The organism is Caulobacter vibrioides, assembly GCF_002310375.3.
In the GTDB taxonomy this organism is placed as follows: domain Bacteria; phylum Pseudomonadota; class Alphaproteobacteria; order Caulobacterales; family Caulobacteraceae; genus Caulobacter; species Caulobacter vibrioides_D.
Genome location: NZ_CP023315.3, coordinates 326,277 through 349,487 on the forward strand (window position 1 = coordinate 326,277; position 23,211 = coordinate 349,487).

Sequence of the window (23,211 nt, forward strand, 5' to 3'; positions counted from 1 at the left end):
GCGGGATTTTGCCTTTCGCGGGCTAAGCCCCTAGTTAGGACCGGAATTTCCGAAGGATCGCGCCGCCTTGGCCAAGTTCGACCTCACCACGCCTTGGGGCCGGTTCAAGACCTATCTCCACTATCTGTGGAATGACCACGCCTATCTGAGGCTGGGCTTTTCGAACGCCCACTGGATCAGCCCGGAACTCGTCCGCGCCAACCAGCCCTGGCCGTTCCAGCTGGCCTGGTGGAAGCGTCGCGGGATCAAGACGATCGTCAACCTGCGCGGCGGCTTCGACGGCAGCTTCTACGCGCTGGAGAAGGACGCCTGCGAGCGCCTGGGCCTGAACTTCGTCGACTTCGTGATCACCTCACGCGAGGTCCCGATCCGCGAGCGGGTGCGGGGCGCCAAGGAGCTGTTCGAGCGCATCGAGTATCCGGCCCTGATGCACTGCAAGTCCGGCGCGGACCGGGCGGGGATCATGAGCGTGTTCTACGCCCACTATCGGCTGGGCCAGCCGATCCGCGAGGCGATGCAGCAGCTGGGGCCGCGCTACCTGCACATCAAGCACGGCAACACCGGCGTGCTGGACTATGTCTTCGAGCAGTATCTGGAGAAGGGCGAGCCCAAAGGCCTGACCTTCAGCGACTGGGTCGAGAGCGACGACTACGACCCAGTCGAGATGAAGAAGACCTTCCGCGCCGGCATGCTGGGCAAGGTGCTGACCGACAAGATCCTGCGGCGGGAGTAACCCAAATCCTCCCCCTATGGGGGAGGCGGCCGAAGGCCGGAGGGGGGAGTTTGGGCTAGCCGGCGTCTTCCTCCTCCGTCGGCTTCGCCGACACCTCCCCCGCTAGGGGGAGGATTTCAGACCAGATCAGCCTTCGCTGGGATCCAGCAGCTTGTGGGCGTGGATGATGAAGTAGCGGGCGTGGGCGTTGTCGACCGTGGCCTGGGCCTTGGCCTTCCAGGCCTTGTGGGCCTCGTCGTAGCTCGGAAAGGCGCCGACGAACTCGACCTTGGAGAGGTCACGGAATTCGACGCCCGCGACGTCCTTAAGCTCGCCGCCGACTACGATATGAAGAAGCTGCTTGTCAGGCATTTTGAGCAAGTTCCTGCGAGGAATTATAGTTATGGCAGCTCGATATGCCCGACACGGTTAAGGATCAATGGCGCCAGCGCGCGATTGGCGCAAACCAGGCTCGGAACCTGCGGAACGGGCCGATTATAGGCGTAGGGGCGGCCCTTGTGATCACTGAGCGCCGCGCCGGCGCGCTGGCAGATCAGATCGGCGGCCGCCACATCCCACTCGCTTTTGGGAGACAGCGCTACGGCGGCGTCAAAGGCGCCGGCGGCGACAAGGCACGCCCGGTAGGCGATCGAGTTGCGGGTCTCGATGCGCATCGCGGGCCACGGCTCGCGCCAGGCGGGGTGGGCGAACATCTTGGCGTCGCCCAGCATGGCCGCGCCTTCCAGGGCGTCAGTGGCGCTGGGGGCGATCGGCGCGCCGTTTAGGGTGGCCGGACCGTCGAGGATCGCGGCGTAGGTCTCGTCCAGGGCCGGCGCGTGGACCACGGCGGCGATGGGCTTGCCGTCCTCGACCACGGCGATCGACACCGCAAACCACGGCTTGCCCTTCATGAAGGCCACGGTGCCGTCGATCGGATCGACCACGAACTGTCGTCCGGTGGCCAGGCGCGCGGGATCATCGGCGGTCTCTTCCGACAGCCAGCCATAATCGGGGCGTTCGGCGCGCAGTTCGGTGCGCAGCAGGGTATCGACGGCGAGGTCGGCGTCCGTGACCGGCGAGCCGCCCTCTTTGGACCAGATCTTCAGGCCGTTCTCGCGGGCGCTAAGCGCCAGTTCGCCCGCCTCCCGCGCTGCGGCGATGATCAGGTCCAGGTCGTTCATTTGCCTGCGATCGCAAGGGCGTCGACCAGCAAGGAGGGACTATTGCTGGCGCCGCGGAACTCCAGGTCCGAGCCGGGAACGAGCCGGGCGTAGATGCCGATCAGATTGCCGGCGACGGTGATCTCGGTGACCGGACCGGTGTTCTCGCCGTTCTCGAACCAATAGCCCGAACAGCCGACCGACCAGTCGCCGGTGTTGCCGTTCAGCGAGGGCCCGAACATCGAGGTGACCACCAGGCCGGTCCCGGCGTCCTTCATCAGGCCCTTCAGGTCCTGGGTCCCCGGTTGGAGCGTCAGGTTGTGGGTCGAGACGCCGGATGGTCCCGCCAGGCCGCGCGAGGCGTGGCCGGTGGTGACCAGGCCCAGCTGTTTGGCCGAGCTGGTGTTCAGGAGCCAGGTGGTCAGCACGCCGTCCTCGATCAGGGCGCGGGCTTGCGTGGCCACGCCCTCATCGTCGAAGGGGGCAGAGCCGAGGCCCCGCACCCGGTGCGGATCTTCCAGCAGGTTGACGCCCCGCGCGAAGATCGGCTGGCCCAGTCTGTCCTTCAGGAACGAGGTGCCGCGCGCGATCGAGGGGCCGGAAATCGCGCCCAGCAGCGGGCCGATCAGGCTCATGGCCAGGCGGTTTTCAAAGATCACCGGCGCGGTGGTCGAGGCGATCTTGCGGGGGTTCAGGCGGGCCACGGCCTGACGGCCGGCCGCCATGCCGATGTCGCCCGCCGCCGGCAGGTCGCCGAAGTGGCGGGTCGAACGACCTTCGCCGCCCCGCTCCATGCCCGCGCCCTCGCCGGCGATGGCCGAGGCCGAGATCGAGTGACCGGTGGCCGCGTGCGCGCCGTGGAAGCCGTCGCTGGTGGCCAAGGCCCAGCGCGACGACGACCAGGTGGCCGAGCCGCCATCGGAATTGGTGACGCCCTCGACCGCGCGGGCGTGGTCTTCGGCGGTGCGCGCCTGGGTTTCCAGGGTCTCGGCCGAGGGCTCGTAGGCGTCGATCAGGTCGAGATCGGGGAACGGACCCCGTGCGAGGCGATCCTGCGGCGCGAGGCTGGCGTAGGGATCTTCCGGCGCCAAACGCGCCATGGCGACGGCGCGCTCGATCAGCTTGGCGCGGGCCTCGGACGAAATGTCGGAGCCGGAGACGGTGGCGCTGCGCCGCCCGATGAAGACGCGAAGGCCAAGATCGCGGGCCTCCTCGCGCTCGACCTCTTCGAGCTCGCCCAGGCGGACTGAAACGGAAAGGGATTGGCGCTCGGCGAAGACAGCCTCGGCCGCGTCGGCCCCGGCCTTGCGCGCGGCGGCGACCACGTCATGCAGCAGATTATTGTCCATGGGGTCTTATGGACGTGATCTCCTCCCCCGTGCAACGGGGGAGGACAATTCGTAGCTACCCGATGGCCGACAGCAGAAGGGCCACGCCGGCGAAGATATAGGCCAGCCACGTGGCGACCATGCCGATCGCCCGCGGGATCGAAGCGCCACCGCTGTTGGACAGGCCGATGGCGTGGACCACGCGGCCGGCGAACAGGATGAAGCCCACCACGTGGATGGCCAGGGGCGCGGCGCCGGCGACGGCCAGCACGGCCAGGGCGGCGACGCCCGACGGGATGTACTCTGACGCGTTGCCGAAGGCGCGGATGGCGCGGGCCAGTTCCGGGATGCCCTCGTCGCCCAGCGCCACCTTGTGCTTTTGGCGCAGGCGCACGACCAGCAGCGAGAGGATCAGCAGCAGGAAAAGGTTGAGGCCGGCCCAGAGCGCCGCAGCGTGGCCAGAAGCGATCGTATCCATGGTCTTTTCGTCGTCCTTACGCCCGCTCCCCCGAACGGAGCGCCATATGAGGCCTTCCGCCCGGGCTCGGCAACCCGGCGACCTTATCGCGCGAGTTCGCGGGCGATCGGGTAGAGCAGGTGTTGATCGTCGTAGAACGGCGTGCGCCTGTAGAACCAGGCCAGCCGCGCGGCCGGATCGGCGGCGAACTTCGGCTCGGCCGCCAGCTTGGCCTCGAACTCGGCCTTCAGCGCCGGGTCCGCCGCCATCATCTTTTCGGCCAGGGGCGCGATCGCGTAGGGCTCGATGTATTCGACCCGGCTCAGCACCTCGGGAACCATGCCCCAGGCGAAGAGGCTTTCGCTGGACTGCGGCTCGAGCAGCAGCACGACCAGATCGCCGAGCGGCTGGTCGGTGGGCACGCGCACCGAGCCCTTCGGGAAGGTCCAGTCGCGGGCCTCGGTCGTCACCTTTTCCACGCTGATCTGCACGTGGCCTTCATTGGCGCGCGGGGCGATTTTGGGCTCGACCAGACGGATCATCTCGACCTTGAGCGTCTTGTCGGCGGGCAGGGTCTCCAGCGCGACGCCGTGCAACTTCAGGCGCTCGATGATGTCGGCGCGGTGGCTGGGCACATAGTAGGCGGTCGGGCGCTTGAGGGTCAGCGAGGGCTTGGAGCCATAGAACGGGACGTTCCAGATCTCCGGATCGGCCTCGCCCAGCCAGCGCACTTCCTTCCGGCCCGAGGCGAGGCTGTCGTAGTGCTCGTAACGGATGCCCTTGAAGGCGCGCGTGTAGGCGGGCTTGGGATCGGCGACGAAGTTGGCCGGGATCTCGGCGGGGCGCAGGGCGCTGTCGGTGGCGATCGCTTGCCGCAGATCCCCGCCCTTCTCGGCCAGTAGTTTCAGGGCGGTCTCGATGAACACATAGGTCCCCAGCACCCGCTGGGCGTGCGGCTTGAGGCTATGGTTCTCGATCAGGATGGTCGGCACGTGGGCCGCCGCGCCCCAGCCGTTCGAGAAGCGCTCGCCCAGGCCCCCATCCGAGAAGCCGGCCTTGGGATTGTGTTCGTCGATCCCGAACACCAGCTCGCCGGGGATATGGCCCTGCGCCTCCAGGCTCTGGTTCATGGCGGGCTTCAGCACCGCGTCCAACCATTTGGCGATGGCGGGCGAGCGGTTCCAGACGCCGTTCTCGCCATTGAAGCCGTAGGTGACGTCGTACTGGTAGTCCATGCCGTCGGTCACGTGGACATCGACATAGAGATCGGCCTTGTACTTGGCCTGCAGGCGCTTCAGCGCCCGCATCTCCGGCTGGTCCAGCTTCATGAAGTCGCGGTTGAGGTTCTGGTTGGTCGCGGTGTTGCGCCAGCCCTGGATGCGCGGCCCGCGCTGGTTAGGGCGAGAGTAGAGCCCCGATCGCTCGTGGCCATCGACCGACAGGATCGGGATCAGCACGAGATTGACCTTGTCGAGCAGGCCGTCCTTGCCGTGGAACGCCATGTCCCGCAGCAGCATCATGCCGGCGTCCTTGCCGTCGATCTCGCCAGGGTGGATGCCCGCCTGGACCAGCAGCAGCGGCTTCTTGGGATCCAGCCGGTCACCGTCCTTGGAGGCGATGACGGCGAAGATCTCGCGGCCTTGCGGCGAGACGCCGAAGTCCTCGAGCCGGATCAGAGGGCTGGCCTTGTCCAGCTTCTGGAACCAGGCGCGGGTGTCGGCGTAGGTCGGCGAGAAATTGTGCTCGGCGTCGGCCTCGAACGGCGTCACCCACGGATCGGCCTTGTCACGGATCAACGCCTGGCTGGCGCCTTGCCACGGCGGGGCCGGCGGCAGGAAGGGCTGGTCCCAGGGGGCTTTGGGTGTGACGGTCTGGGCCATGACGGGGGCTCCCAAGACAAACAGGGCGGTGGCGAGAAGGGCGGTCGTACGCATAGGGCGAAGTCCTCGCGCCTCCTGCGTCCGATGACAACCCACTTAGCCGCCGATCAGCGACCAGCCGCCTCGACTGACCAGCGCCTCGGCCGAGCGCAAGATCTGCCAGCCCTGATACGCCAGCAGGATCGCCAGGGCGATCGGCGAGATCCAGCGCCCCGGCGTCACAGCCGCTACGAGGGTCAAGATCGTAAACAGGGTCGTGCCTGCCCAGAACACAGGGCCAAGGTTTAGCCGGCCGATCTCGCCATTGATGTTCACCAGACCCAGAAACACCAGGACGATCAGAAGGTTGGCCGCCAGGACGCTGAGCAGAACAAGCTTCCGGTGCGCCCAGAAATGGTCGTCCAGGCTCTCGCCGGCCTTCAGCTCCCGCGGAAAGACCTGGGTGGCGGCCACATAGAAGGTGCTGGCCACCACAAGGCCCAGGATCAGCAGGGCGTAGTTGTAGGGCGCAGGTCGGAAGATCACCCAGGCCTGGTTCCAGAAGCTGGCGATGTCGATCGCCACGAACAGCGCCAGCATCGGGGTCAGCAGGCCGAACTTGACCTGCCGGCGACCGTCCAGCAATCGCGCAAAGCCGCCCACCAGTTCGGCGACCGAGAAGCCCAGCAGGAGGCCATAGAAGCTGAAGAAGAACTCAAACGCGTCCATGATGGCCCCCGACCGACCGCTTCAATCACTTCCAGATCGGCTTGCCGTCACCCGGCAGGCCCAGCCGGCCCCACATGTCGCTGACCTTGTCGACCACGGCCTGGTCCATGCGGATTTCCTCGCCCCATTCGCGCTTGGTCTCGGGCGGCCACTTGTCGGTGGCGTCGAGGCCGATCTTGGAGCCTAGGCCGCTCTCAGGCGAGGCGAAGTCGAGATAGTCGATCGGGGTGTGCTCGATCACCGTGATGTCCCGCGCCGGGTCCATCTTGGTGCTGATCGCCCACATCACGTCCTTCCAGTCGCGGGCGTTGATGTCGTGGTCCACGACGATCACCCACTTGGTGTACATGAACTGGCGCAGATAGCTCCACACGCCCAGCATCACGCGCTTGGCGTGGCCGGGATAGGCCTTCTTCATCGAGACCACGGCGATGCGGTAGCTGCAGCCTTCCGGCGGCAGCCAGAAGTCAACGATCTCGGGGAACTGCTGGCGCAGAAGCGGGATGAACACCTCGTTCAGCGCCTCGCCCAGCACCGAGGGCTCGTCCGGCGGCCGGCCGGTGAAGGTGGTCAGGTAGATCGGGTCCTTCCTCATGGTGATCGCGCTCACCTGGAAGACCGGGAACTTCTCGACGCTGTTGTAGTAGCCGGTGTGGTCGCCGTAGGGGCCCTCGTCGGCGTACTCGTCCAGCAGGACGTGGCCCTCGATGACGATCTCGGCGTGGGCCGGCACCATCAGCGGCACGGTTTTGGCCGGGACGAGATCGACCTTGGCCCCGCGCAGCAGGCCGGCGAACTGATATTCTGACAGGGTGTCGGGCACCGGCGTCACGGCCGCCAGGATGGTGCCCGGATCCGCGCCCAGCACGGCGCAGGCGGGCAGGGGCTCCTTGGAGCCGGCCTTCTTGTGGCGGGCATAGTGCTGGGCGCCGCCGCGATGGGCCAGCCAGCGCATGATGCACTTGTCCTTCGACAGGACCTGCATGCGGTAGATGCCGAGGTTGAAGTCGTCCTCGCGGTCCTTGCTGGGGCCCTTGGTCACGACCAGCGGCCAGGTGATCAGCGGCGCGGGCTCGCCGGGCCAGCAGGTCTGGACGGGCAGCTTGGAGAGATCGATCTGGTCGCCGGTCAGGACAATCTCCTGCACGGGCGCCTTCTTCACCGTCCCGGGACGCATGCTCATGACCGTCTTGGCCAGCGGCAGCATGTCGAGGGCGTCCTTGAGGCCCTTGGGCGGCTGGGGCTGGCGCAGGAAGGCCAGCAGTTCGCCGACCTCGCGCAGCTCACCGGCCGTCTCGCGCGGCTCGCCGCCCAGGGTGACACCCATCGCCACGCGCTTGACCGTGCCGAACAGGTTGGCGAGCGCCGGCATCTCCGAACGGGAGCCATCGGGCAGCAGCACGTGCTCGAACAGCACCGCAGGTCCGCCGGTCGCCAGGAGGCGCGTCTGGATCTCGGTCATTTCGAGTACGCTCGAGACCGGCTCCTTGACGCGCACCAGCTCGCCCTTGGCCTCCAGGACCTCGATGAATTCGCGCAGGCTGCGATAAGCCATGAGATGCTCCTTACGAGCGGCGGAACCTAGCCGAATTCGCGCCGAAGGCTACGGCCTACCCCCAAGCGCCGCGATCAGGATCTCCCGGACGCGCGCGAGGTGTTCGGGCGTCATCTCGCCCAGCGAGCCGCGGCGTTCGGGCGGGATATGGGCGACGGGGTCGCCGTGGACCTGGAAGACGTAGTGGTCGAAGACCTCTCGCCAGATCCGGCGTTCCTCGGCCGAAAGCTCCCGCAACGCGGCGAGGGCATGGAGCAGCGCTTCCAGCGGGCGGCCCATCACGGCGCGGGGTTCGTTCCACCAGTAGTTCACCAGGACCGTGAAGCGGTCGAGCGACTCCACATTGTGGAACCAGAAATACGGAATGTAGATCGCATCCCCCGGCTCCAGCTCAGCCGACTGAGCGCTGGCCCAGGCGTCCTCGAACCTTGGAAAGCGAGCCAGGTCGGGCTTGGCGATATCCACCAGGCTGACCGGAGGCCCGGCCGGTGTGAACTCCAGCGGGCCCAGATACAGGTTCTTCAATTGCTCTGGCGGGAACAGGGTGAAGCGCCGGCGCCCCGCCACCGCGCAGGCTATGTTGTAGTTCATGTCGAAATGCGTGGCGGTGACGATCGCATTGCCCAGCCAGATGCGCGGCGCGGCCAGCGCGTCCTCGAGCAAGGGCTGCGGATTGTCCGGCGCGAAGCCGGGCAAGGCGCCTTCGGTAGGAATGGACTGCACGGCCAAGGCCGGCGGTTGGGGCGAGCTTCGAAACGCCAGGAGGCCCTTCAACGCCTCGATCAGGCGCGTGGGCTGGCGACGAAAGTTCAGGCCGTCCATGGCCTCGGTGTAGAAAAAGCGGCCGCCAATCTCCGGCCCGCCGGTCAGGATGGTGACGGGCTTGCCGGCGTCCATCCGCGCCAGGTACTCGGCGATCGCTTCATCCGAGGTCTTCGCGGCGAGCACGGCGGGCCAGTCGGCGATCAGACCCTTCAGCACAGCCGGCTGGTTGGCGGGCATGATCTCGTCGCGGAAGATCTCGCGGGTGACGTCCCGCCATTCCTTCACGCGGAACGGGGCGAGGGGCGCGCTCATCTCAGGCGGAGATCGCCAGGTCGTCGGCGTGGATCATCGGCCCTTCGGTGAAGCCAAGCTCTGCCTCGATGGCGTCGGAGCGCAGGCCTGCGATCCGCTGGGCGTCGGCGCTGTCATAGCGGACGAGACCCCGCGCCACTTCGCGCCCGGTCTCGTCGCGGACCCGCACGGCGTCGCCCTTGTCGAAAGGCCCCTCCACGGCGCGCACGCCTGCAGCCAGCAGGCTCTTGCCCGCGACCAGGGCCGTGGCGGCTCCGGTGTCGACCGTGACCCAGCCCTGCGGCGCCAGCGATCCGGCGATCCAGGCCTTGTAGGCGGCGGCCGGGGAGGCGCCGGCCTCAATCAAGGTCGCCTTTCCGCCCGCCGCGATGGCGGCCAAGGGATGGGGCCGCGAGCCCAGGGTGATCAGCGTGGCGCAGCCGGCGGCGCGGGCGATGCGGGCGGCGGCGATCTTGGTGGCCATGCCGCCCGTGCCCACTCCCGCCGCAGCGTTGGCGCCCTCGGCCATGCCGGCGATCTCCGGCGTGATCTCCGACACCAAGGCGATGTGCTCGGCCTTCGGATTCTTGCGCGGGTCGGCGGTGTAGAGGCCGTCGATGTCCGACAGCAGCACCAAGAGGTCGGCGCCGGCCATCTGGGCGACGCGAGCGGCGAGCCGATCATTGTCGCCGTAGCGGATTTCCTCGGTCACGACCGTGTCGTTCTCATTGACCACGGGGACCACGCCCAGGCCCATCAGGGTCTCGGTCGTCGCCCGGGCGTTCAGCCAGCGGCGACGCATCTCGGTGTCGTCGCGGGTTAGCAGGATCTGGGCGACGCCGATCCCATGGGGCTCGAAAGCCTCTTCCCAGGCGCGCATCAGGAGGCTCTGACCGGCGGCTGCGGCGGCCTGCTTCTCCGGGAGGGTGGCCCGCTGGCTGCTCAGGCCCAGGCGACGACGACCCAGCGCGACCGCGCCCGACGAGACCACGAGAACCTGCTTACCGGCGGCGCGCAGGGCGGCCGCGTCGGTGCAGAACGCCTCCAGCCAGGCGCGGTTGGCCGCGCCCGTCTCGGCGTCGACCAACAGGGCCGAGCCGACCTTGAACACGATGCGACGGGCGGCCTCGAAGGCTTCCCGGGAGCCCGATGTCACGGCGTCCAGCCTCCGGGGGTCTCGTCGACGTGATCCTCGTCGTCCGCGATCTCTTCCTCAAGATCGCCGCGTCGAATGCGCACCTGCCTGTAGGCCGCGCGCAGTAGCTCCGTCACGCCCTGGCCCGAGACGCCCGAGACCAGCCGAGGCTTGATTCCCGAGACGGCTTCCAGCTCGGCGATCTTCTCGGCGAGGGTCTCCTCGTCGAGGGCGTCGATCTTGTTCAAGGCCAGGATCTCGGCCTTGTCGGCCAGTTCGTCGCCATAGGCTTCGAGCTCGCCCCGGATGGTTTCGTAAGCTCCGGCGACATTCTCTTGGGTCGCGTCGATCAGGTGGATCAACGTGGCCGACCGCTCAACGTGGCCCAGGAACCGGGTGCCAAGACCCGCGCCTTCGGAGGCGCCTTCGATCAGGCCGGGGATGTCCGCCAGGACGAAGCGTTCGCTGCTCGACAGGTCCACGACCCCGAGGTTCGGGGTGAGGGTGGTGAAGGGATAGTCGGCGATCTTCGGCTTGGCGGCGCTGGCCGCGGCCAGGAACGTCGACTTGCCGGCGTTGGGCAGGCCCACCAGACCGACATCGGCGATCAGCTTCAGCCGCAGCCAGATCCAGCGCTCCTCGCCGTCCTGGCCGGGATTGGCGTACTTCGGCGCCTGGTTCACCGGGCCTTTGAAGTGCAGGTTGCCCCAGCCGCCATTGCCGCCCTTGGCCAGCAGGATGCGCATCCCGGCGTGGTCAAGGTCTGCGATCAGGGTTTCCTTGTCCTCCTCCAGCACCTCGGTGCCGACGGGGACCTTCAGGAGCACGTCTTCGCCGGCGGCGCCGTGGCGCGCGCGACCCATGCCATGCACGCCGGTGCCGGCCTTGAAGTGCTGCTGATAGCGATAGTCGATCAGGGTGTTCAGGCCCTCGACGGCCTCGATCCACACATCGCCGCCGCGACCGCCGTCGCCGCCGTCCGGGCCGCCGTACTCGATGTACTTCTCGCGGCGGAACGACACCGATCCGCCGCCGCCGTTACCGGAGCGGATGTAGATCTTGCATTGGTCCAAGAATTTCATGGGGTCCTTTTGTCCCAAGGCGTCCCGCGCGTCGAGCCCAAACGCCGCGTACGGGCCCATGTGGCTGTGACGCTTGGTCACGCGGGGCGCGACCCCAATCCGGTGATCACCGTTCGCTATCGTGACGAAATGTTAAAACACACAGTGCGACAAAGTGTCTTGGCAGCAAAAACCGCCGTTTCTTCTACGGCGGAGCAGGAGGCTGACCTTGGCGAGTGAAGAAGAGGGCATGGTGTTGCTGGCGAGGGATCTGCGCGATCTGTCGACGCAGGAACTCCACCGCAAGTATAGCGCCGAGGCTTCGACGCACCGCAACATCTTGATGGCCCGGGGCACGGGCGTCGCGCCGCAGTGGCGCGACTTCAAGGTCTTTATGGAGGAAGTGGGCCCCAAGCCGTCCGCTGATCATAGCCTCGTGCTGCTCAATCGCTACGAGCGCACCTACGGCCCAGGCCGCGCCCGCTGGATGACCGCCGAGGAGCAAGCCGCGCACGAAGCCGAGTTTGATCGGCTGCGCGCCGAGCAGATGCGCGAAGAGCAACTTCTCCTGCACAAGGCCGCCGCCACCAAGCGCGCCAGCACCCCGGGCGCGCCGTCGTTCGGCCAATGGACGCCGATGGGCGGCAAGCTGGTCACCTATCCCGATGTGGCCAAGAAGCTGGCGATTCCGGTCAACGCCCTGTCCAAGACCATGCCGCCGGGGGCGAGCGCCGACGACCTGGTCAAGCGCGCTGCGACCTCCGCCGACCTGATCAACGAGAACGCCACCTGGCTGCCGCCGGACCCGGTTCGCAAGGCCGGCTTCTTCGAAGCCTATCGCATCTGGCACCTGCAGGTTCAGCCGCAGTTCGGCCGCGCCGCGACGCCGACGTTCCTGTTCCTCTACATCGCCCTTCCGGTCATGAAGCAGTGCCGCGACGAGCTGATGGATCTCGACCTGTGGAACCCCCTGGGCCAGCGGGCTCTGAATGCGCGCGACAATCACCCGGCTTGGAAGAAGTACACCGAGTTCATGCCGCGCGCTCAGGTGGCGATGATGGAGATTCCCATCTACGCGACCTATTCGCTGCTCAGCGACCTGGACGCCCTGTGCGAGCGGATCGTCACCGCCGAGAAGCGCTTCCGCGAAGGCCCGCAGAAGGTGATCCACACCCACCGCGCGGCCTAAGGCCCAACTCTAGGCCAACCACACCATCATCCGCGTCGCCGCCGGTTCGCCGCGCGCGATCGACGGCTTGTGCTCGACGACGCCGGTATAGAGAAAGCCGGCCTTGATCAACACGCGCCCAGAGGGCTCGTTGTCGGCGAAATGACCTGCCGTGACATAGCGCTTGCGCCAGGCCGAACGGGCCCAGTCCAGCGCCCCGCGCGTGGCCTCGGTCGCGTAGCCGCGCCCCCAATAAGGACGACCGATCCAGTAGCCGAGCTCAACGGGCCCATTTGGATTGGTGAACAGCCCCACGACTCCGATCAGTCCCTCGTCCGCCAGATCGATCGCGAAGGTGTTGTCGCGCGTGCGATCCTGCATCCCGCACCGCGCGACGAAATCCTCCGCGTGGGCGCGGGTGTAGGGCGAGGGCATGCGTGTGGTCATGCGCGCCACGTCATGATCGACGCAGAAGGCCGCCACGCGTTCGATGTCGGCTTTGGCGGGCTGTCGCAGCAAGAGGCGCCCGGTTTGGATGACGGGACTGTCTTCGATGACGCACATCGGCGCCTCCCAGGTTTCTCCGGTCCTCTTTCATCCGGGACCGTGACGCCGCCATGGCGCATTGTGTGACGGCGGCGAGACAAAACAAAAGCGGGGAGCCCGGCGTTCCGGACTCCCCGCTAGAGATCGTCTGTCCGGATCGTCTTCTTGCGAAGCACGATCCGAAGAAACTCTGGTTCGTGCTTACTCGGCCGGCTGAGCGGCCGGGGTCACGGTCACGTAGGTGCGGTTGTGCTTCTTGGTCACGAAGCCCACCGCGCCCTGCACGAGCGCGAAGAGGGTGTGATCCTTACCGATGCCGACGTTCGTGCCCGGATAGAACTTGGTGCCGCGCTGACGCACGAGGATGTTGCCGGCGAGAACCTTCTCGCCGCCGAACTTCTTCACGCCAAGGCGCTTCGACTCTGAGTCGCGACCGTTGCTGGACGAGCCGCCTGATTTCTTGTGAGCCATCTTGCTCTCCTACCTTTAGAAGGCGTCGCCCTTAGGCTTCGCCTTCCTCCGTGGTGGCGGCGGCCTTCTTAGGGGCGGCCTTCTTCTTCGGGGCGGCTTCGGCCTTGGCCGGAGCGGCCTCGACCGGGGTCGGGATCGTCGCCGGAACGGCGGCGTCGCCGAGGCCACGAGCGCGGGCGTTGAGGATGACCTTCGGGGTCAGGTCGATCGAACCTTCCCACTTGGCTTCCTTACCAGCGCCAGCGACCGACGTGACGCGCACGACGGATTCGAACTGGCGGTGACCGCGGGTGCGGCGGTAGCCCTGACGGCGGATCTTCTTGAAGATCTTCACCTTCTCGCCCTTGCGGGTTTCGAGCAGGGTTCCGGAGACGACAGCGCCGTCAACGGTGGGGGCGCCGACCGTCACGGCCTCGCCTTCGCCAAGCATCAGGACTTCACCGAAGGCCACGGCAGCGCCGGGTTCACCTTCGAGCTTTTCGACCACCAGCAGGTCGCCGGCTTGAACCCGGTACTGCTTGCCGCCGGTTTTGATCACCGCGTACATAGGTTAGCGCCTTAAAAACGTGCGTTCGCAAAATAGGGAACGCCCGCTCGGAAACCCGGCGGGCGAAGAGGGCGCGACTTATACAGCCCGAAGCTCGGGAGTCAACGGCGTAGCGGAGGATTCAGCCGAGGCCCGCGACGAAAGCGCACGAGAGGGCGGCAAGCCTCTGGCATGTTACTTTATAACACGCTATATGCCCTCCTGTGACCTCGCCCTTCTTCGCCTCGATCGCCGTCACCGCCTTCGCGGTCGCCTTCCTGCACGCCGCGCTGCCGACCCATTGGCTGCCGTTCGTGCTGGTCGGGCGCGCGCAGAAATGGTCGACCGGCCGCACGCTCGGCGTGACCCTGCTAGCGGGCTTGGGCCACGTCGGCCTGACCATCGCCTTGGGTTTGGCCCTGGTGTTGGCGGGCATGGCCCTGCAGCCGTCTTTGGGCGGGCTTTTCCACTGGATCGTCGGCGGCCTGATGGTCGCTGTGGGCGTCTTCTATATCGCGCGCGGTCGGCACAACCACGCACTGCCGGAAGCCAGTCGCCGGACTTACGCGTCCGATCGCGCGGCGATCGCGGCCCTGGTGACTCTGCTGACGCTGTCGCCGTGTGAGGCGTTCCTGCCCTACTATCTCGCGGGCATGGAGCACGGCTGGGTCGCCTTTGTGGTGCTGAGCGCTGTTCTGATGGCCGCCACCGCCGCGGGCATGCTGATCTTCACCAGCCTCAGCCTGGCCGGCTTCAAGCGTCTGGGCCTGCAATGGGTCGAGCGCTACGAGGAGACCATCCTGGGCGTGGCCCTTGTGCTGGTCGGCCTGGCCGTCGCGTTCCTCAAGACGTAAAGCCCGCTTTCGTTCGGCGGTCAGGGCGCCTAAATAGCGGCCATGACCCAGACTGTTCCGACTTCCGGCAAGATCCCCGTCACCGTGCTCACCGGCTATCTCGGCGCCGGCAAGACCACCCTGCTCAATCGCATCCTCACCGAGGAGCACGGCAAGCGCTACGCCGTGATCGTCAACGAGTTCGGCGAGGTCGGCATCGACAACGACCTGGTGGTCGGCGCGGATGAAGAAGTGTTCGAGATGAACAACGGCTGCGTCTGCTGCACCGTGCGCGGCGACCTGATCCGGGTTCTCCAGGGCCTGATGAAGCGAAAGGGCGGTTTCGACGCCATCATCGTCGAGACGACGGGCCTGGCCGATCCAGGCCCCGTGGCCCAGACCTTCTTCGTCGACGACGATGTCAAGGCGCGCACCGCCCTCGACTCGGTCACCGCCGTGGTCGACGCCAAGCACATCCTGCTGCGCCTGTCGGACAGCAAGGAGGCTGTCGAGCAGATCGCCTTCGCCGACCAGATCGTGCTGAACAAGACCGACCTCGTGTCCGAGGACGATCTGCGCCACGTCGAGGCGCGTATCCGTCGGATCAACCCGCTGGCCCCGATCCACCGCGCCCAGCGCTCGAACGTCCCGCTGGACGCCATCCTGGGCAAGCACAGCTTCGATCTTGAGCGGATCACGGACCTTGAGCCGGATTTCCTCAATCCCGCTCACGGCGAGCCTGGCCACGTGCACGACGAGCACTGCGGCCACGACCATCATCACCACCATGATCATGGCCATGATCATGTGCACGACGAGCACTGTGGTCATGACCACCACCATCACGACGCCAAGAGCGACGTCCACGATGACGGCGTCAAAGGGATCTCGCTGACGCTGGACAAGCCGGTCGACGGCCAGAAGATCACCGCCTGGCTCAACGACCTCTTGGCCCGTCGCGGCCCAGACATCCTGCGCGCCAAGGGCATCATCGACGTGAAGGGCGAGAACAAGCGTCTCGTCTTCCAGGCCGTGCACATGATCCTGGAAGGCGATTTCCAGCGCGAGTGGACCGACAAGGACAAGCGCTATAGCCGCATGGTCTTCATCGGCCGCGATCTCGACGAGGCCGAACTGCGCGCAGGCTTCGAGGCGACGGCGGCTTAAGGCGCTTAAATCCTCCCCCTAGCGGTGGAGGCGGTCGCCGAGCGACCGGAGGGGGAAGTCCTCCTGGGCCTTGCCTCTTCCCTCTCCGTCGTCTCTTCGCGCCGACACCTCTCCCTTGGGGAGAGGATTTCAGACAAACAAAAAGCCCCGGAGCCTAAGGCTCCGGGGCTTTCGTGTTTCTGGCGTCTGCCTGAGGATCCTTAGTGGATGTCCTCATTGATCAGGCCGACCTTGAACCAGCCCGAGGTCTGCAGCTGGTTCAGCACGCCCATGAAGTCGGCGTACAGCACGTCGGCGTCGGCGCGGATCATGATGCGCTGATCGTCCTTCGGGCCGGCTTGGCCGGTCGCCGTGAACTTGGCGTTCAGATCGTACTCGAGGTTGTCGAGGCTGCTCTGCTTGTCAGCGATAAAGATCGCGCCCGACTTTTGGATCGAGATGAAGACCGGTTCCTTCGGCTTCGGCGCGTTCGGCGGCGGCGGAACCGCCGGCGGAAGATCGATCTTGATCGACGTCACAGCCATCGGCACGGCGACCATGAAAATGATCAGCAGCACCAGAAGAATGTCCACGAAGGGCGTGACGTTGATTTCGGAGTTCTGGCCCAGATCGTAACGGCCACCACCGCCGCCAGCAAGTTTAGCCGCCATAGCCTGCACTGTCTCCCAGAAGGCCGCGCGCTCTGCGCACGCGCCTGAAATGTCGTTACCTCGCCACGTCTGGCGCAGACGGGCGCGGAAGTAAAGCCCGACGACGCGCCGCAATAGCAACCCCCTTTTTGCCTCTTTTTGACGGAACGCCGTTCGAATGGGCGCCGGCCCGCACCGGGGTTCGCGTGGCGCGCGAATCTGACGCTTTTCGAAAGAGTCTAGTCGTCGCGGTCGGTGTGTCTTATCTCGCGCGCATGATCTTTTCGTTCGACGCCTTCGTCACCAACGCCCTGTTCGACCGCTCCGGCCGGGCCATGTTTGCTCTCGGCGACGGCACGGTGCGCCTGCAGACCGAGGAGGGATTCGTGACGGTCGAGGCCCACGGCGGCCCGCTCGGCGGCGCCGTTCTGGCGGCGGCGGTCCACCCCAGCGGCGCGGGAATCGTCACCGGCGGCGACGACGGACGCGTGGTCTGGAGCCGAATCGAGGGGGGTGAGGTCGTCGCGACCCTGATCGCCGAGGTGAAGAACAAGTGGATCGAGCACGTGGCCGCCAGCGCCGCCTCGGGTCTGATCGCCTTCACCGCCGGCAAGGAGGTCCATGTCCGCGACGCCGCCGATCCGGCCTTCGCGCGCGTGTTCGCGCACGAAAAGACGGTGTCGGGCCTGACGTTCGAGCCCAAGGGGCGGCGCCTGGCCTCGGCGACCTATGGCGGCGCCTATCTCTGGTACGCCCGCATCGCCGATCAGAAGCCGACGATCCTCAAGTGGGCGGGCAGCCATATCGCGGTGGAATTCAGCCCGGACGGCAAGTTCCTGATCTCGTCCATGCAGGAAAACCAGCTGCACGGCTGGCGGCTGTCTGACGGCAAGGACATGCGGATGGGCGGCTATCCGTCCAAGATCAAGAGCGTGGCCTTCTTCGACAAGGGCAACCTTCTGGCCACGGCCGGCGCCTCGGGCGCGGTCATCTGGCCGTTCGCGGGCGCGGGCGGCCCCATGGGCAAGGAGGCCGCCGAGATCGGCTTCTCACGCGACTCGATGGTCGTCCGCGTGGCGGGGATCGATCCCCAACCGGTCTGCATCGCCGGCCAGGACAACGGCAAGATCTGGGCCGCCCACATGCGCAACGGCCGCATCGAGACCCTCAAGGCCGAAAAGGGCGCGTCCATCAGCGCCCTGTCGGTCAGCGCTGACGGCAAGACGATGGCCTGGGGCGATGAAAGCGGCGAGGCCGGGGTGCTGGAGATCCCCGACCTTTCCGGTCCGCGTCAGTTTGTGGGATAACTTCCATCCGACCCTCCCGGCGTTCGCCGGGGCAATCGGAAGTACGGCGCTAGAACCCCTTCAGTTCCGCCCATTCCTCGAACGGCGCGCGGCGCGAACGGAAGTTGTTCACCGGCGCGTCGGCGTCGCGGTAGCCCAGCGCCATGCCTGAGAACAGCATGTGGCCCTCGGGCAGGCCGACATGCTCGTCGACCAGCTTGTTGTAGTGCGACCAGAACTCCTGTGGGCAGGTGTCGAGGCCACGTTCGACGGCCAGCAGCATGAAGGTCTGCATCAGCATGCCGACATCGCTCCACTGCGGCGGGCCGCAGCGGCGATCGATCGAGAAGAACAGCTGCACCGGCGCGCCGAAGCCCTGGCCGTTGTTGGCGAACCACTGCAGGCGCTGCAGCTTGTCCTCGCGCGGAATGGCCAGCGCGCCGTACATGTCCTCGCCGACCTGGAAACGACGGCTGCGCAGCGGCTCCCAAAGGTTGGCGGGATAGACGTCGTACTCGGTGGGATCGGGCGAGGCCACGCGTTGGAGCATGGCGGCCTTCAGGGCTTCGAGAGGCGCGCCACCCACGACCTGCACCCGCCAGGGCTGGAGATTGCCGCCCGACGGCGCCCGCGCGGCGGCTTCCAGCAGGTCGCGGATCAGCCCGGCGTCGACCGGATCGGGCTTGAAAGCGCGCACCGACATGCGGCGGTTCACGGCGTCGATCACGTCCATTGATAGCTCCCTCACCCAGATATGTTTATGCCGCGCGACAGCGGCGTTTGCTGTCGTTAGCATCCGTCCGCTGCGTCAAGACAAGTGGGGCGTTTCGTGCGGCGGCTTTTGCGCAATCTTCTTCTGGCCTTGTTCCTGGTGCTGGTCGCCGGGCCTGTCGTGGCGGTCATTCTCTACCGCTTCATCCCGCCGCCGGTGACGCCGCTGATGGTGATCCGCGCCGTCGAGGGGCGCGGGCTGGACCATCGCTGGCGGCCGATGGATAAGATCTCGCCGACCTTGCCGCGCGCCTTGATCGCGGCCGAGGACGCCAAGTTCTGCGAGCATCGCGGCTTTGACTTCGAGGCCCTGCAGAAGGCCTACGAGAACAACGAATCGGGCCGAAAGATCCGGGGCGGCTCCACGATCAGCCAGCAGACTGCCAAGAACGTCTTCCTGTGGCCGGGGCGCTCCTATGTCCGCAAGGGGCTGGAGGCCTGGTTCACGGTGCTGATCGAGACCTTCTGGGGCAAGAAGCGGATCATGGAGGTCTATATGAACTCCATCGAGTACGGCTCGGGCATCTACGGCGCCGAGGCCGCCGCTCAGCGCTATTTCGGCGTCAGCGCCGCCAAGCTGACTCCGGCTCAGTCCGCCCGGCTGGCCGCCATCCTGCCCAGCCCTCTGAAATGGAAGGTCATCAAGCCGGGCAAGTATGTGGCCAAACGCAGCAAGAAGATCGGCAAGGCCTCGGGCGCTGTGCGGCGCGATGGCCTGGCCGATTGCGTGGCTTAAGGGAAGATCGTCATGCCTGTCGCACCCGGGCCCACGCTCGAGACCGAACGCCTCATCCTGCGTCCTCCGGCTGACGAGGATCTGGACCGCTGGGCGCAGATGATGGCCGATCCGGTCGCGGCGCGCTTCATCGGCGGCCAGCAACCGCGCGCCACGGCCTGGCGGTTCATGGCGACGATGGCCGGCTCGTGGGCCCTGAAGGGGTTTGGCATGTTCTCGGTCATCGAGAAGACCTCCGGCCAATGGCTGGGCCGCATTGGGCCCTGGCGCCCCGAGGGTTGGCCGGGGACCGAGGTCGGCTGGGGTCTGCACCCCGACGCCTGGGGACGGGGCTATGCGGTTGAGGCGGCGAGCACGACGATCGACTGGGTGGTGGATCACCTGGGATGGACCGACATCATTCACTGCATCGATCCGGACAACACGCCCTCACAGGTGGTCGCCCAGCGCCTGGGCTCGGTCAATCGCGGCGCGGGGCGTCTGCCGCCGCCGTTCGAGGATCATGTCGTCGAGATCTGGGGGCAGACGGCCGAACGGTGGCGGGCCCGCCGAAACCGCTAGGACGGGTTTAGTCCACCGCCAGGATCACGTCAGCGGCGGCGATCGAGACGACGACGGCGTCGCCGGGCGCCAGACCCCAGCCGGGCGCGCCGGCCTCGACCGTCGCCACCAGCGACTTGCCAGCCGACAAGCCGATCACCACTTCGGCCGCGCCCTGACCGCCCTCCCGGTCGAGGATCCGCCCCTCCAGCCTGTTCTCCGTCGCGGCGGCGTCCAGCCGGATGAAGCTGGACTTGATCAAGGCGATCGCCGGGCGGCCGGGCGTGAGGCCAAGGTCCTCGACGCTGCGCCGGGTGACCCGGGCGGTGAGGCCAAGGCCCTCGCCGACATCCAAGGTGACTTCGGCCGTGACCTCGTCTTCGCGCACCATCGTCACGGTTCCGCGCAGGGCGTTGCGGGCGCTGGTGCGCAGACCAAGGCTCCAGAGCAGTTCAGCGTCGCTCGACAGGTCGGCTTCCAGCCGCGCGAAGGCGGCGCTCACCTCGCGCTCGGCGGCGCGAAAGGCGCGGATCACGGCGTGACCGCGAGCGGTCACCTGCGCCGCCCCGCCGGCGCGTCCGCCCGGCGCGGCGCTGACCAGCGGCGCCTCGAACAGATTGTTCAGCGCCTGCACGCCGTCCCAGGCGCCCTTGTAGGAGAGGCCGGCTTCCTTGGCGGCCGCGCTGATCGAGCCGTGCCGCGCCACCGCCTCCAACAGGGCGATGCGCTCCAGCCCCACCCGCGCCAGCCCGCCGCGCTTGAGGATCAGGGAGGCGCGGAAGTCGGCGTCGCTGCTCACTGGTCGGGTCTCGATTTCATCGTTATGTAGTTTGACTGCATAACCGCTGCGCCAAGCCCAAGGCATAACAGATGATCGCTCGCCGTCCGATGCTGATCGCCGCCGTGCTCGCCGCCGGGGTCCTGGCCGTCGCCGGCGCAGCCATGGCTGCGGAGACCAAGGTGGCCGTCGCGGCCAACTTCACCGAGCCGGCCAAGGCGATCGCCGCGCGATTCAAGGCCAGGACCGGCCATGACGCGGTGCTCAGTTTCGGATCCTCGGGCCAGTTCTACACCCAGATCGCCAATGGCGCGCCGTACGAGGTCTTCCTGTCGGCGGACGTCGAACGGCCCCAGAAGGCCGAGGCGACGGGGCTGACCGTGCCCGGGTCGCGCTTCACCTACGCGACGGGACGCCTGGTGCTGTTCAGCAAGACGCCGGGGCTCGTCGATAGCAGAGGCGCGGTGCTGGCGAGCGGCAGGTTCGACAAGCTGGCGATCGCCGACCCCAAGGCCGCGCCTTACGGCCAGGCGGCGATCGAAACCTTGAACAGGCTCAGACTCTACGACGCCCTGAAGCCCAGGATCGTCACCGGCGCCTCGATCACCCAAGCCTACCAGTTCGTCCAGACCGGCGCGGCGGAACTGGGCTTCGTGGCCCTGTCTCAGGTCGTGGGCGACAAGGGCGGCTCGCGCTGGATCGTGCCGGCGGCGAACCACGCGCCGATCGAGCAGCAGGCGGTCCTGCTCAAGACCGGCGCAAGCAGCGACGCCGCCAAGGCCTTCCTGACCTTTCTCAAGAGCGCCGAGGCCAAGGCGATCATCCGCCGCTACGGCTATGAGGTCCGCTGACCGTGGCTGAGGTGCTGTGGCTGACGGCGAAGCTGGCGGGGATCACCACCCTGCTTCTGCTGTTGCTGGCCACGCCCCTGTCCTGGTGGCTGGCCCGGGGGCGGTCGCCCTTGCGCACGCCCGTCACCGCCATCGTCGCCCTGCCGATCGTCCTGCCGCCGACCGTGCTGGGCTTCTATCTGCTGATCGCCCTGGGACCGAACAGTCCGCTGATGGCGCTGCTGCAGCCGTTCGGGGTGCGGACCCTGGCCTTCACCTTCGAGGGGCTGGTGATCGGCTCGCTTATCTATTCGCTGCCGTTTGCCGTCCAGCCATTGCGCAACGCCTTTCTGGCCATCGGCGACGAGCCGCTGGAAGCCGCCGCCAGCCTGGGCGCCTCGCGCGCGCAGACCTTCTGGCGGGTGGCGCTGCCCCTGGCGCTGCCGGGCTATGTCGCCGCCGCGATCCTGACCTTCGCCCACACGGTCGGCGAGTTCGGGGTGGTGATGATGCTGGGCGGGAACATCCCGGGCGAGACCACGGTGCTGTCGACCGAGATCTATCGTTTGGTCGAGGCGCTGGAATGGGGCGAGGCGCATCGTCTGTCGCTGCTGCTGCTGGCCTTCGCGTTCCTGGTGCTGTTCGTCCTGCTGGCGCTGGAGGCGCGGTCGAAGATCCTGCTGCGCACCCGGGCCTAGAGCGTCAGCCGAACTTCAACGATCGCGAGAAGAAGCCCCTGCGCCACTCTGTCGCGCAGGTCGGACGGTTTGCGGGATTTGCGTATTCTATTTCGAGAATGGGCCCATGATCGGAAAATGTAGCCAACACTAGCCATTTTCTTCGGCGATTTTTCCAGTTCTAGTGGTTGAGCCATAGGCAGGAAAAGACCCTGAACGATTCTGGGTTTTCACCGCGTGGCGGCGAAAGCCTTGATTAAGGGTTGAGGTCGCCAATCGAGCCGTATCCCGAGCTGGCGCCGGCGTTTTGGCGCTGAAACGCTACGATTGCGGGGGCTTCAGTGACCTGGACCATCAAGACGAGACTTGTGGGCTGCCTCGCCGCGCTGGGTGTTGGCATGGTGGCCATAGGGCTCTCGGGCTTCATCGCCAACAGCATCGCCAACCAGCGCATGCATTCGGTCATTCATGACCGCGTCGACCCGATGCAACAGCTGAAGGCGGTGAGCGACGCCTATGCCGTCAACATCGTTGACGCGGCGCATAAGGCGCGGTCGGGCGAACTGCCGATGGACAAGGCTCTGGAGGCCGTCGATGCGGCCCAGGCCGTGATCGTGGAAAACTGGCGCGCCTATGCGGCGACGAAGATGACCGCCGAGGAAAAGGCGCTCGCGGACAAGGTGGTCCAAGGCCGCCCCGCCGCCGACGCGACGGTTCACAGGCTGGAGGCGTTGCTGAAAGCGGGCGACGCAGCGGGTCTGCAGGCTTTCGTCGACACGCAACTCTATCCGACGATCGACCCGGTCACCGCCAGTGTCGGCGCCCTGGTTGATCTTCAGGTCCGGGTCGCGCGAGAGGAGGGCGCGGCCGCAGAAGCCGTCGGCAAAGTCGCGGCGATCATCATGGCGATCGTGGCGATCACGGCCGCCGCGCTGATGGCCTTTGCGACCCATGTCGTTATCGCCAAGGTTTGCGCTCCCATCGCCGCCATGACCGCAACCATGCGTCGCCTGGCGGATGGCGATCACGGCGTGACGGTGCCCGCTGTCGGTCGCCGAGATGAATTGGGCCAGATGGCCAGCGCCGTTCAGGTGTTCAAGGAAAACGCCATCGCCAAGCTGGCCGCTGACGCGGCGGCCGCCGACGCCAAGGCCCGCGCCGAAGCTGACCGCCAGGCCATCGCCGCCAAGGCCATCGCCGA

General features: G+C 66.8%; 25 protein-coding genes and 2 pseudogenes. 11 read left to right on the forward strand and 16 right to left on the reverse strand.

The window, feature by feature from the left end; genetic code table 11:
• Positions 1-67: 67 nt before the first annotated feature.
• Positions 68-733 (forward strand): tyrosine-protein phosphatase, encoded by a 666-nt coding sequence (locus CA606_RS01550; RefSeq protein ID WP_096052710.1) that lies wholly within the window; start codon positions 68-70, stop codon positions 731-733.
• A pseudogene (locus CA606_RS19805) lies at positions 732-849 on the forward strand (hypothetical protein); the annotation flags it as partial. The gene CA606_RS01550 and the pseudogene CA606_RS19805, both read left to right, overlap by 2 nt.
• A gap of 10 nt (positions 850-859) precedes the next feature.
• Here CA606_RS19805 and CA606_RS01555 read toward each other — a convergent pair.
• From CA606_RS01555 to obgE, 10 genes are all read right to left on the reverse strand, one after another.
• Positions 860-1,093 carry a DUF4170 domain-containing protein gene (locus tag CA606_RS01555; protein ID WP_181242731.1) on the reverse strand — a complete coding sequence of 78 codons (234 nt, stop codon included), beginning with the start codon at positions 1,091-1,093 and terminating at the stop codon, positions 860-862.
• A gap of 20 nt (positions 1,094-1,113) precedes the next feature.
• Entirely contained in the window at positions 1,114-1,893 is a 780-nt protein-coding gene (locus CA606_RS01560) for a 3'(2'),5'-bisphosphate nucleotidase CysQ (protein WP_096052708.1), read from the reverse strand.
• A complete protein-coding gene (locus CA606_RS01565; RefSeq protein WP_096052707.1) occupies positions 1,890-3,221 on the reverse strand; it encodes a TldD/PmbA family protein in 1,332 nt (443 codons plus the stop codon). The genes CA606_RS01560 and CA606_RS01565 overlap by 4 nt, the downstream gene beginning before the upstream one ends.
• A gap of 55 nt (positions 3,222-3,276) precedes the next feature.
• Positions 3,277-3,678, reverse strand: a complete 402-nt coding sequence (locus tag CA606_RS01570) for an MAPEG family protein (protein ID WP_096052706.1) — start codon at positions 3,676-3,678, stop codon at positions 3,277-3,279.
• Between the two features lie 83 nt (positions 3,679-3,761).
• A complete protein-coding gene (locus tag CA606_RS01575) occupies positions 3,762-5,591 on the reverse strand; it encodes a M14 family metallopeptidase (protein ID WP_096052705.1) in 1,830 nt (609 codons plus the stop codon).
• A 42-nt stretch (positions 5,592-5,633) separates the two neighbouring features.
• Positions 5,634-6,245, reverse strand: a complete 612-nt coding sequence (locus tag CA606_RS01580; protein ID WP_096052704.1) for a hypothetical protein — start codon at positions 6,243-6,245, stop codon at positions 5,634-5,636.
• 25 nt (positions 6,246-6,270) lie between these two features.
• Positions 6,271-7,800, reverse strand: a complete 1,530-nt coding sequence (locus tag CA606_RS01585; protein WP_096052703.1) for a UbiD family decarboxylase — start codon at positions 7,798-7,800, stop codon at positions 6,271-6,273.
• Positions 7,801-7,848: 48 nt separating this feature from the next.
• Positions 7,849-8,877: a cupin-like domain-containing protein gene (locus CA606_RS01590; protein WP_096052702.1), complete on the reverse strand. Its 1,029-nt coding sequence runs from the start codon at positions 8,875-8,877 to the stop codon at positions 7,849-7,851.
• A 1-nt stretch (position 8,878) separates the two neighbouring features.
• A complete protein-coding gene (proB, locus tag CA606_RS01595) occupies positions 8,879-10,012 on the reverse strand; it encodes a glutamate 5-kinase (RefSeq protein ID WP_096052701.1) in 1,134 nt (377 codons plus the stop codon).
• On the reverse strand, positions 10,009-11,073 hold the full coding sequence (gene obgE / locus CA606_RS01600) for a GTPase ObgE (protein ID WP_096052700.1): 1,065 nt from the start codon (positions 11,071-11,073) through the stop codon (positions 10,009-10,011). Before obgE ends, proB begins: the two co-directional genes overlap by 4 nt.
• 208 nt (positions 11,074-11,281) lie before the next feature.
• Between obgE and CA606_RS01605 the strand changes: the two genes are divergently transcribed.
• A complete protein-coding gene (locus CA606_RS01605) occupies positions 11,282-12,241 on the forward strand; it encodes a hypothetical protein (RefSeq protein ID WP_096052699.1) in 960 nt (319 codons plus the stop codon).
• Positions 12,242-12,250: 9 nt separating this feature from the next.
• On the opposite strand, the gene CA606_RS01610 is transcribed toward CA606_RS01605, so the two are convergent.
• The 3 genes from CA606_RS01610 to rplU all read right to left on the reverse strand — a co-directional run bounded on the left by CA606_RS01610 (position 12,251) and on the right by rplU (position 13,784).
• The gene (locus tag CA606_RS01610; RefSeq protein WP_096052698.1) at positions 12,251-12,784 is read right to left on the reverse strand and encodes a GNAT family N-acetyltransferase; all 534 of its coding nucleotides are present in this window, start codon (positions 12,782-12,784) and stop codon (positions 12,251-12,253) included.
• A 183-nt stretch (positions 12,785-12,967) separates the two neighbouring features.
• Positions 12,968-13,237 (reverse strand): 50S ribosomal protein L27, encoded by a 270-nt coding sequence (gene rpmA, locus CA606_RS01615; RefSeq protein WP_096052697.1) that lies wholly within the window; start codon positions 13,235-13,237, stop codon positions 12,968-12,970.
• A 31-nt stretch (positions 13,238-13,268) separates the two neighbouring features.
• Complete coding sequence (rplU, locus tag CA606_RS01620) at positions 13,269-13,784, reverse strand: 50S ribosomal protein L21 (protein WP_096052696.1); 516 nt, start codon at positions 13,782-13,784, stop codon at positions 13,269-13,271.
• Between the two features lie 203 nt (positions 13,785-13,987).
• Here rplU and CA606_RS01625 point away from each other — a divergent pair, with 203 nt between their 5' ends.
• The gene (locus tag CA606_RS01625; RefSeq protein WP_096052695.1) at positions 13,988-14,617 is read left to right on the forward strand and encodes a hypothetical protein; all 630 of its coding nucleotides are present in this window, start codon (positions 13,988-13,990) and stop codon (positions 14,615-14,617) included.
• 42 nt (positions 14,618-14,659) lie between these two features.
• Positions 14,660-15,763, forward strand: a complete 1,104-nt coding sequence (locus tag CA606_RS01630) for a CobW family GTP-binding protein (RefSeq protein ID WP_096052694.1) — start codon at positions 14,660-14,662, stop codon at positions 15,761-15,763.
• Positions 15,764-15,963: 200 nt separating this feature from the next.
• Here CA606_RS01630 and CA606_RS01635 read toward each other — a convergent pair whose 3' ends face one another.
• The gene (locus CA606_RS01635) at positions 15,964-16,422 is read right to left on the reverse strand and encodes a biopolymer transporter ExbD (RefSeq protein ID WP_096052693.1); all 459 of its coding nucleotides are present in this window, start codon (positions 16,420-16,422) and stop codon (positions 15,964-15,966) included.
• Positions 16,423-16,667: 245 nt separating this feature from the next.
• Here CA606_RS01635 and CA606_RS01640 point away from each other — a divergent pair, with 245 nt between their 5' ends.
• On the forward strand, positions 16,668-17,699 hold the full coding sequence (locus CA606_RS01640; protein ID WP_181242732.1) for a WD40 repeat domain-containing protein: 1,032 nt from the start codon (positions 16,668-16,670) through the stop codon (positions 17,697-17,699).
• 49 nt (positions 17,700-17,748) lie between these two features.
• Here the strand turns inward: CA606_RS01640 and CA606_RS01645 are convergent, their stop codons facing one another.
• Positions 17,749-18,411 carry a nitroreductase gene (locus CA606_RS01645; RefSeq protein WP_096052692.1) on the reverse strand — a complete coding sequence of 221 codons (663 nt, stop codon included), beginning with the start codon at positions 18,409-18,411 and terminating at the stop codon, positions 17,749-17,751.
• An 84-nt stretch (positions 18,412-18,495) separates the two neighbouring features.
• On the opposite strand from CA606_RS01645, the gene mtgA reads away from it, so the two are divergent.
• Both mtgA and CA606_RS01655 read left to right on the forward strand, forming a co-directional pair.
• Positions 18,496-19,185 carry a monofunctional biosynthetic peptidoglycan transglycosylase gene (gene mtgA / locus CA606_RS01650; RefSeq protein ID WP_096052691.1) on the forward strand — a complete coding sequence of 230 codons (690 nt, stop codon included), beginning with the start codon at positions 18,496-18,498 and terminating at the stop codon, positions 19,183-19,185.
• Between the two features lie 12 nt (positions 19,186-19,197).
• Entirely contained in the window at positions 19,198-19,746 is a 549-nt protein-coding gene (locus CA606_RS01655) for a GNAT family N-acetyltransferase (RefSeq protein ID WP_096052690.1), read from the forward strand.
• 7 nt (positions 19,747-19,753) lie between these two features.
• Here CA606_RS01655 and CA606_RS01660 read toward each other — a convergent pair whose 3' ends face one another.
• Positions 19,754-20,524: a TOBE domain-containing protein gene (locus tag CA606_RS01660; protein ID WP_096052689.1), complete on the reverse strand. Its 771-nt coding sequence runs from the start codon at positions 20,522-20,524 to the stop codon at positions 19,754-19,756.
• A 71-nt stretch (positions 20,525-20,595) separates the two neighbouring features.
• Between CA606_RS01660 and modA the strand changes: the two genes are divergently transcribed.
• The 3 genes and pseudogenes from modA to CA606_RS20485 form a co-directional block, all read left to right on the forward strand.
• Positions 20,596-21,354 carry a molybdate ABC transporter substrate-binding protein gene (gene modA / locus CA606_RS01665; protein ID WP_096052688.1) on the forward strand — a complete coding sequence of 253 codons (759 nt, stop codon included), beginning with the start codon at positions 20,596-20,598 and terminating at the stop codon, positions 21,352-21,354.
• Positions 21,355-21,356: 2 nt separating this feature from the next.
• Positions 21,357-22,031 (forward strand): molybdate ABC transporter permease subunit, encoded by a 675-nt coding sequence (gene modB / locus CA606_RS01670; protein WP_096052687.1) that lies wholly within the window; start codon positions 21,357-21,359, stop codon positions 22,029-22,031.
• 320 nt (positions 22,032-22,351) lie between these two features.
• Positions 22,352-23,104: pseudogene (locus CA606_RS20485) on the forward strand (Tar ligand binding domain-containing protein); the annotation flags it as partial.
• Positions 23,105-23,211: the final 107 nt, after the last annotated feature.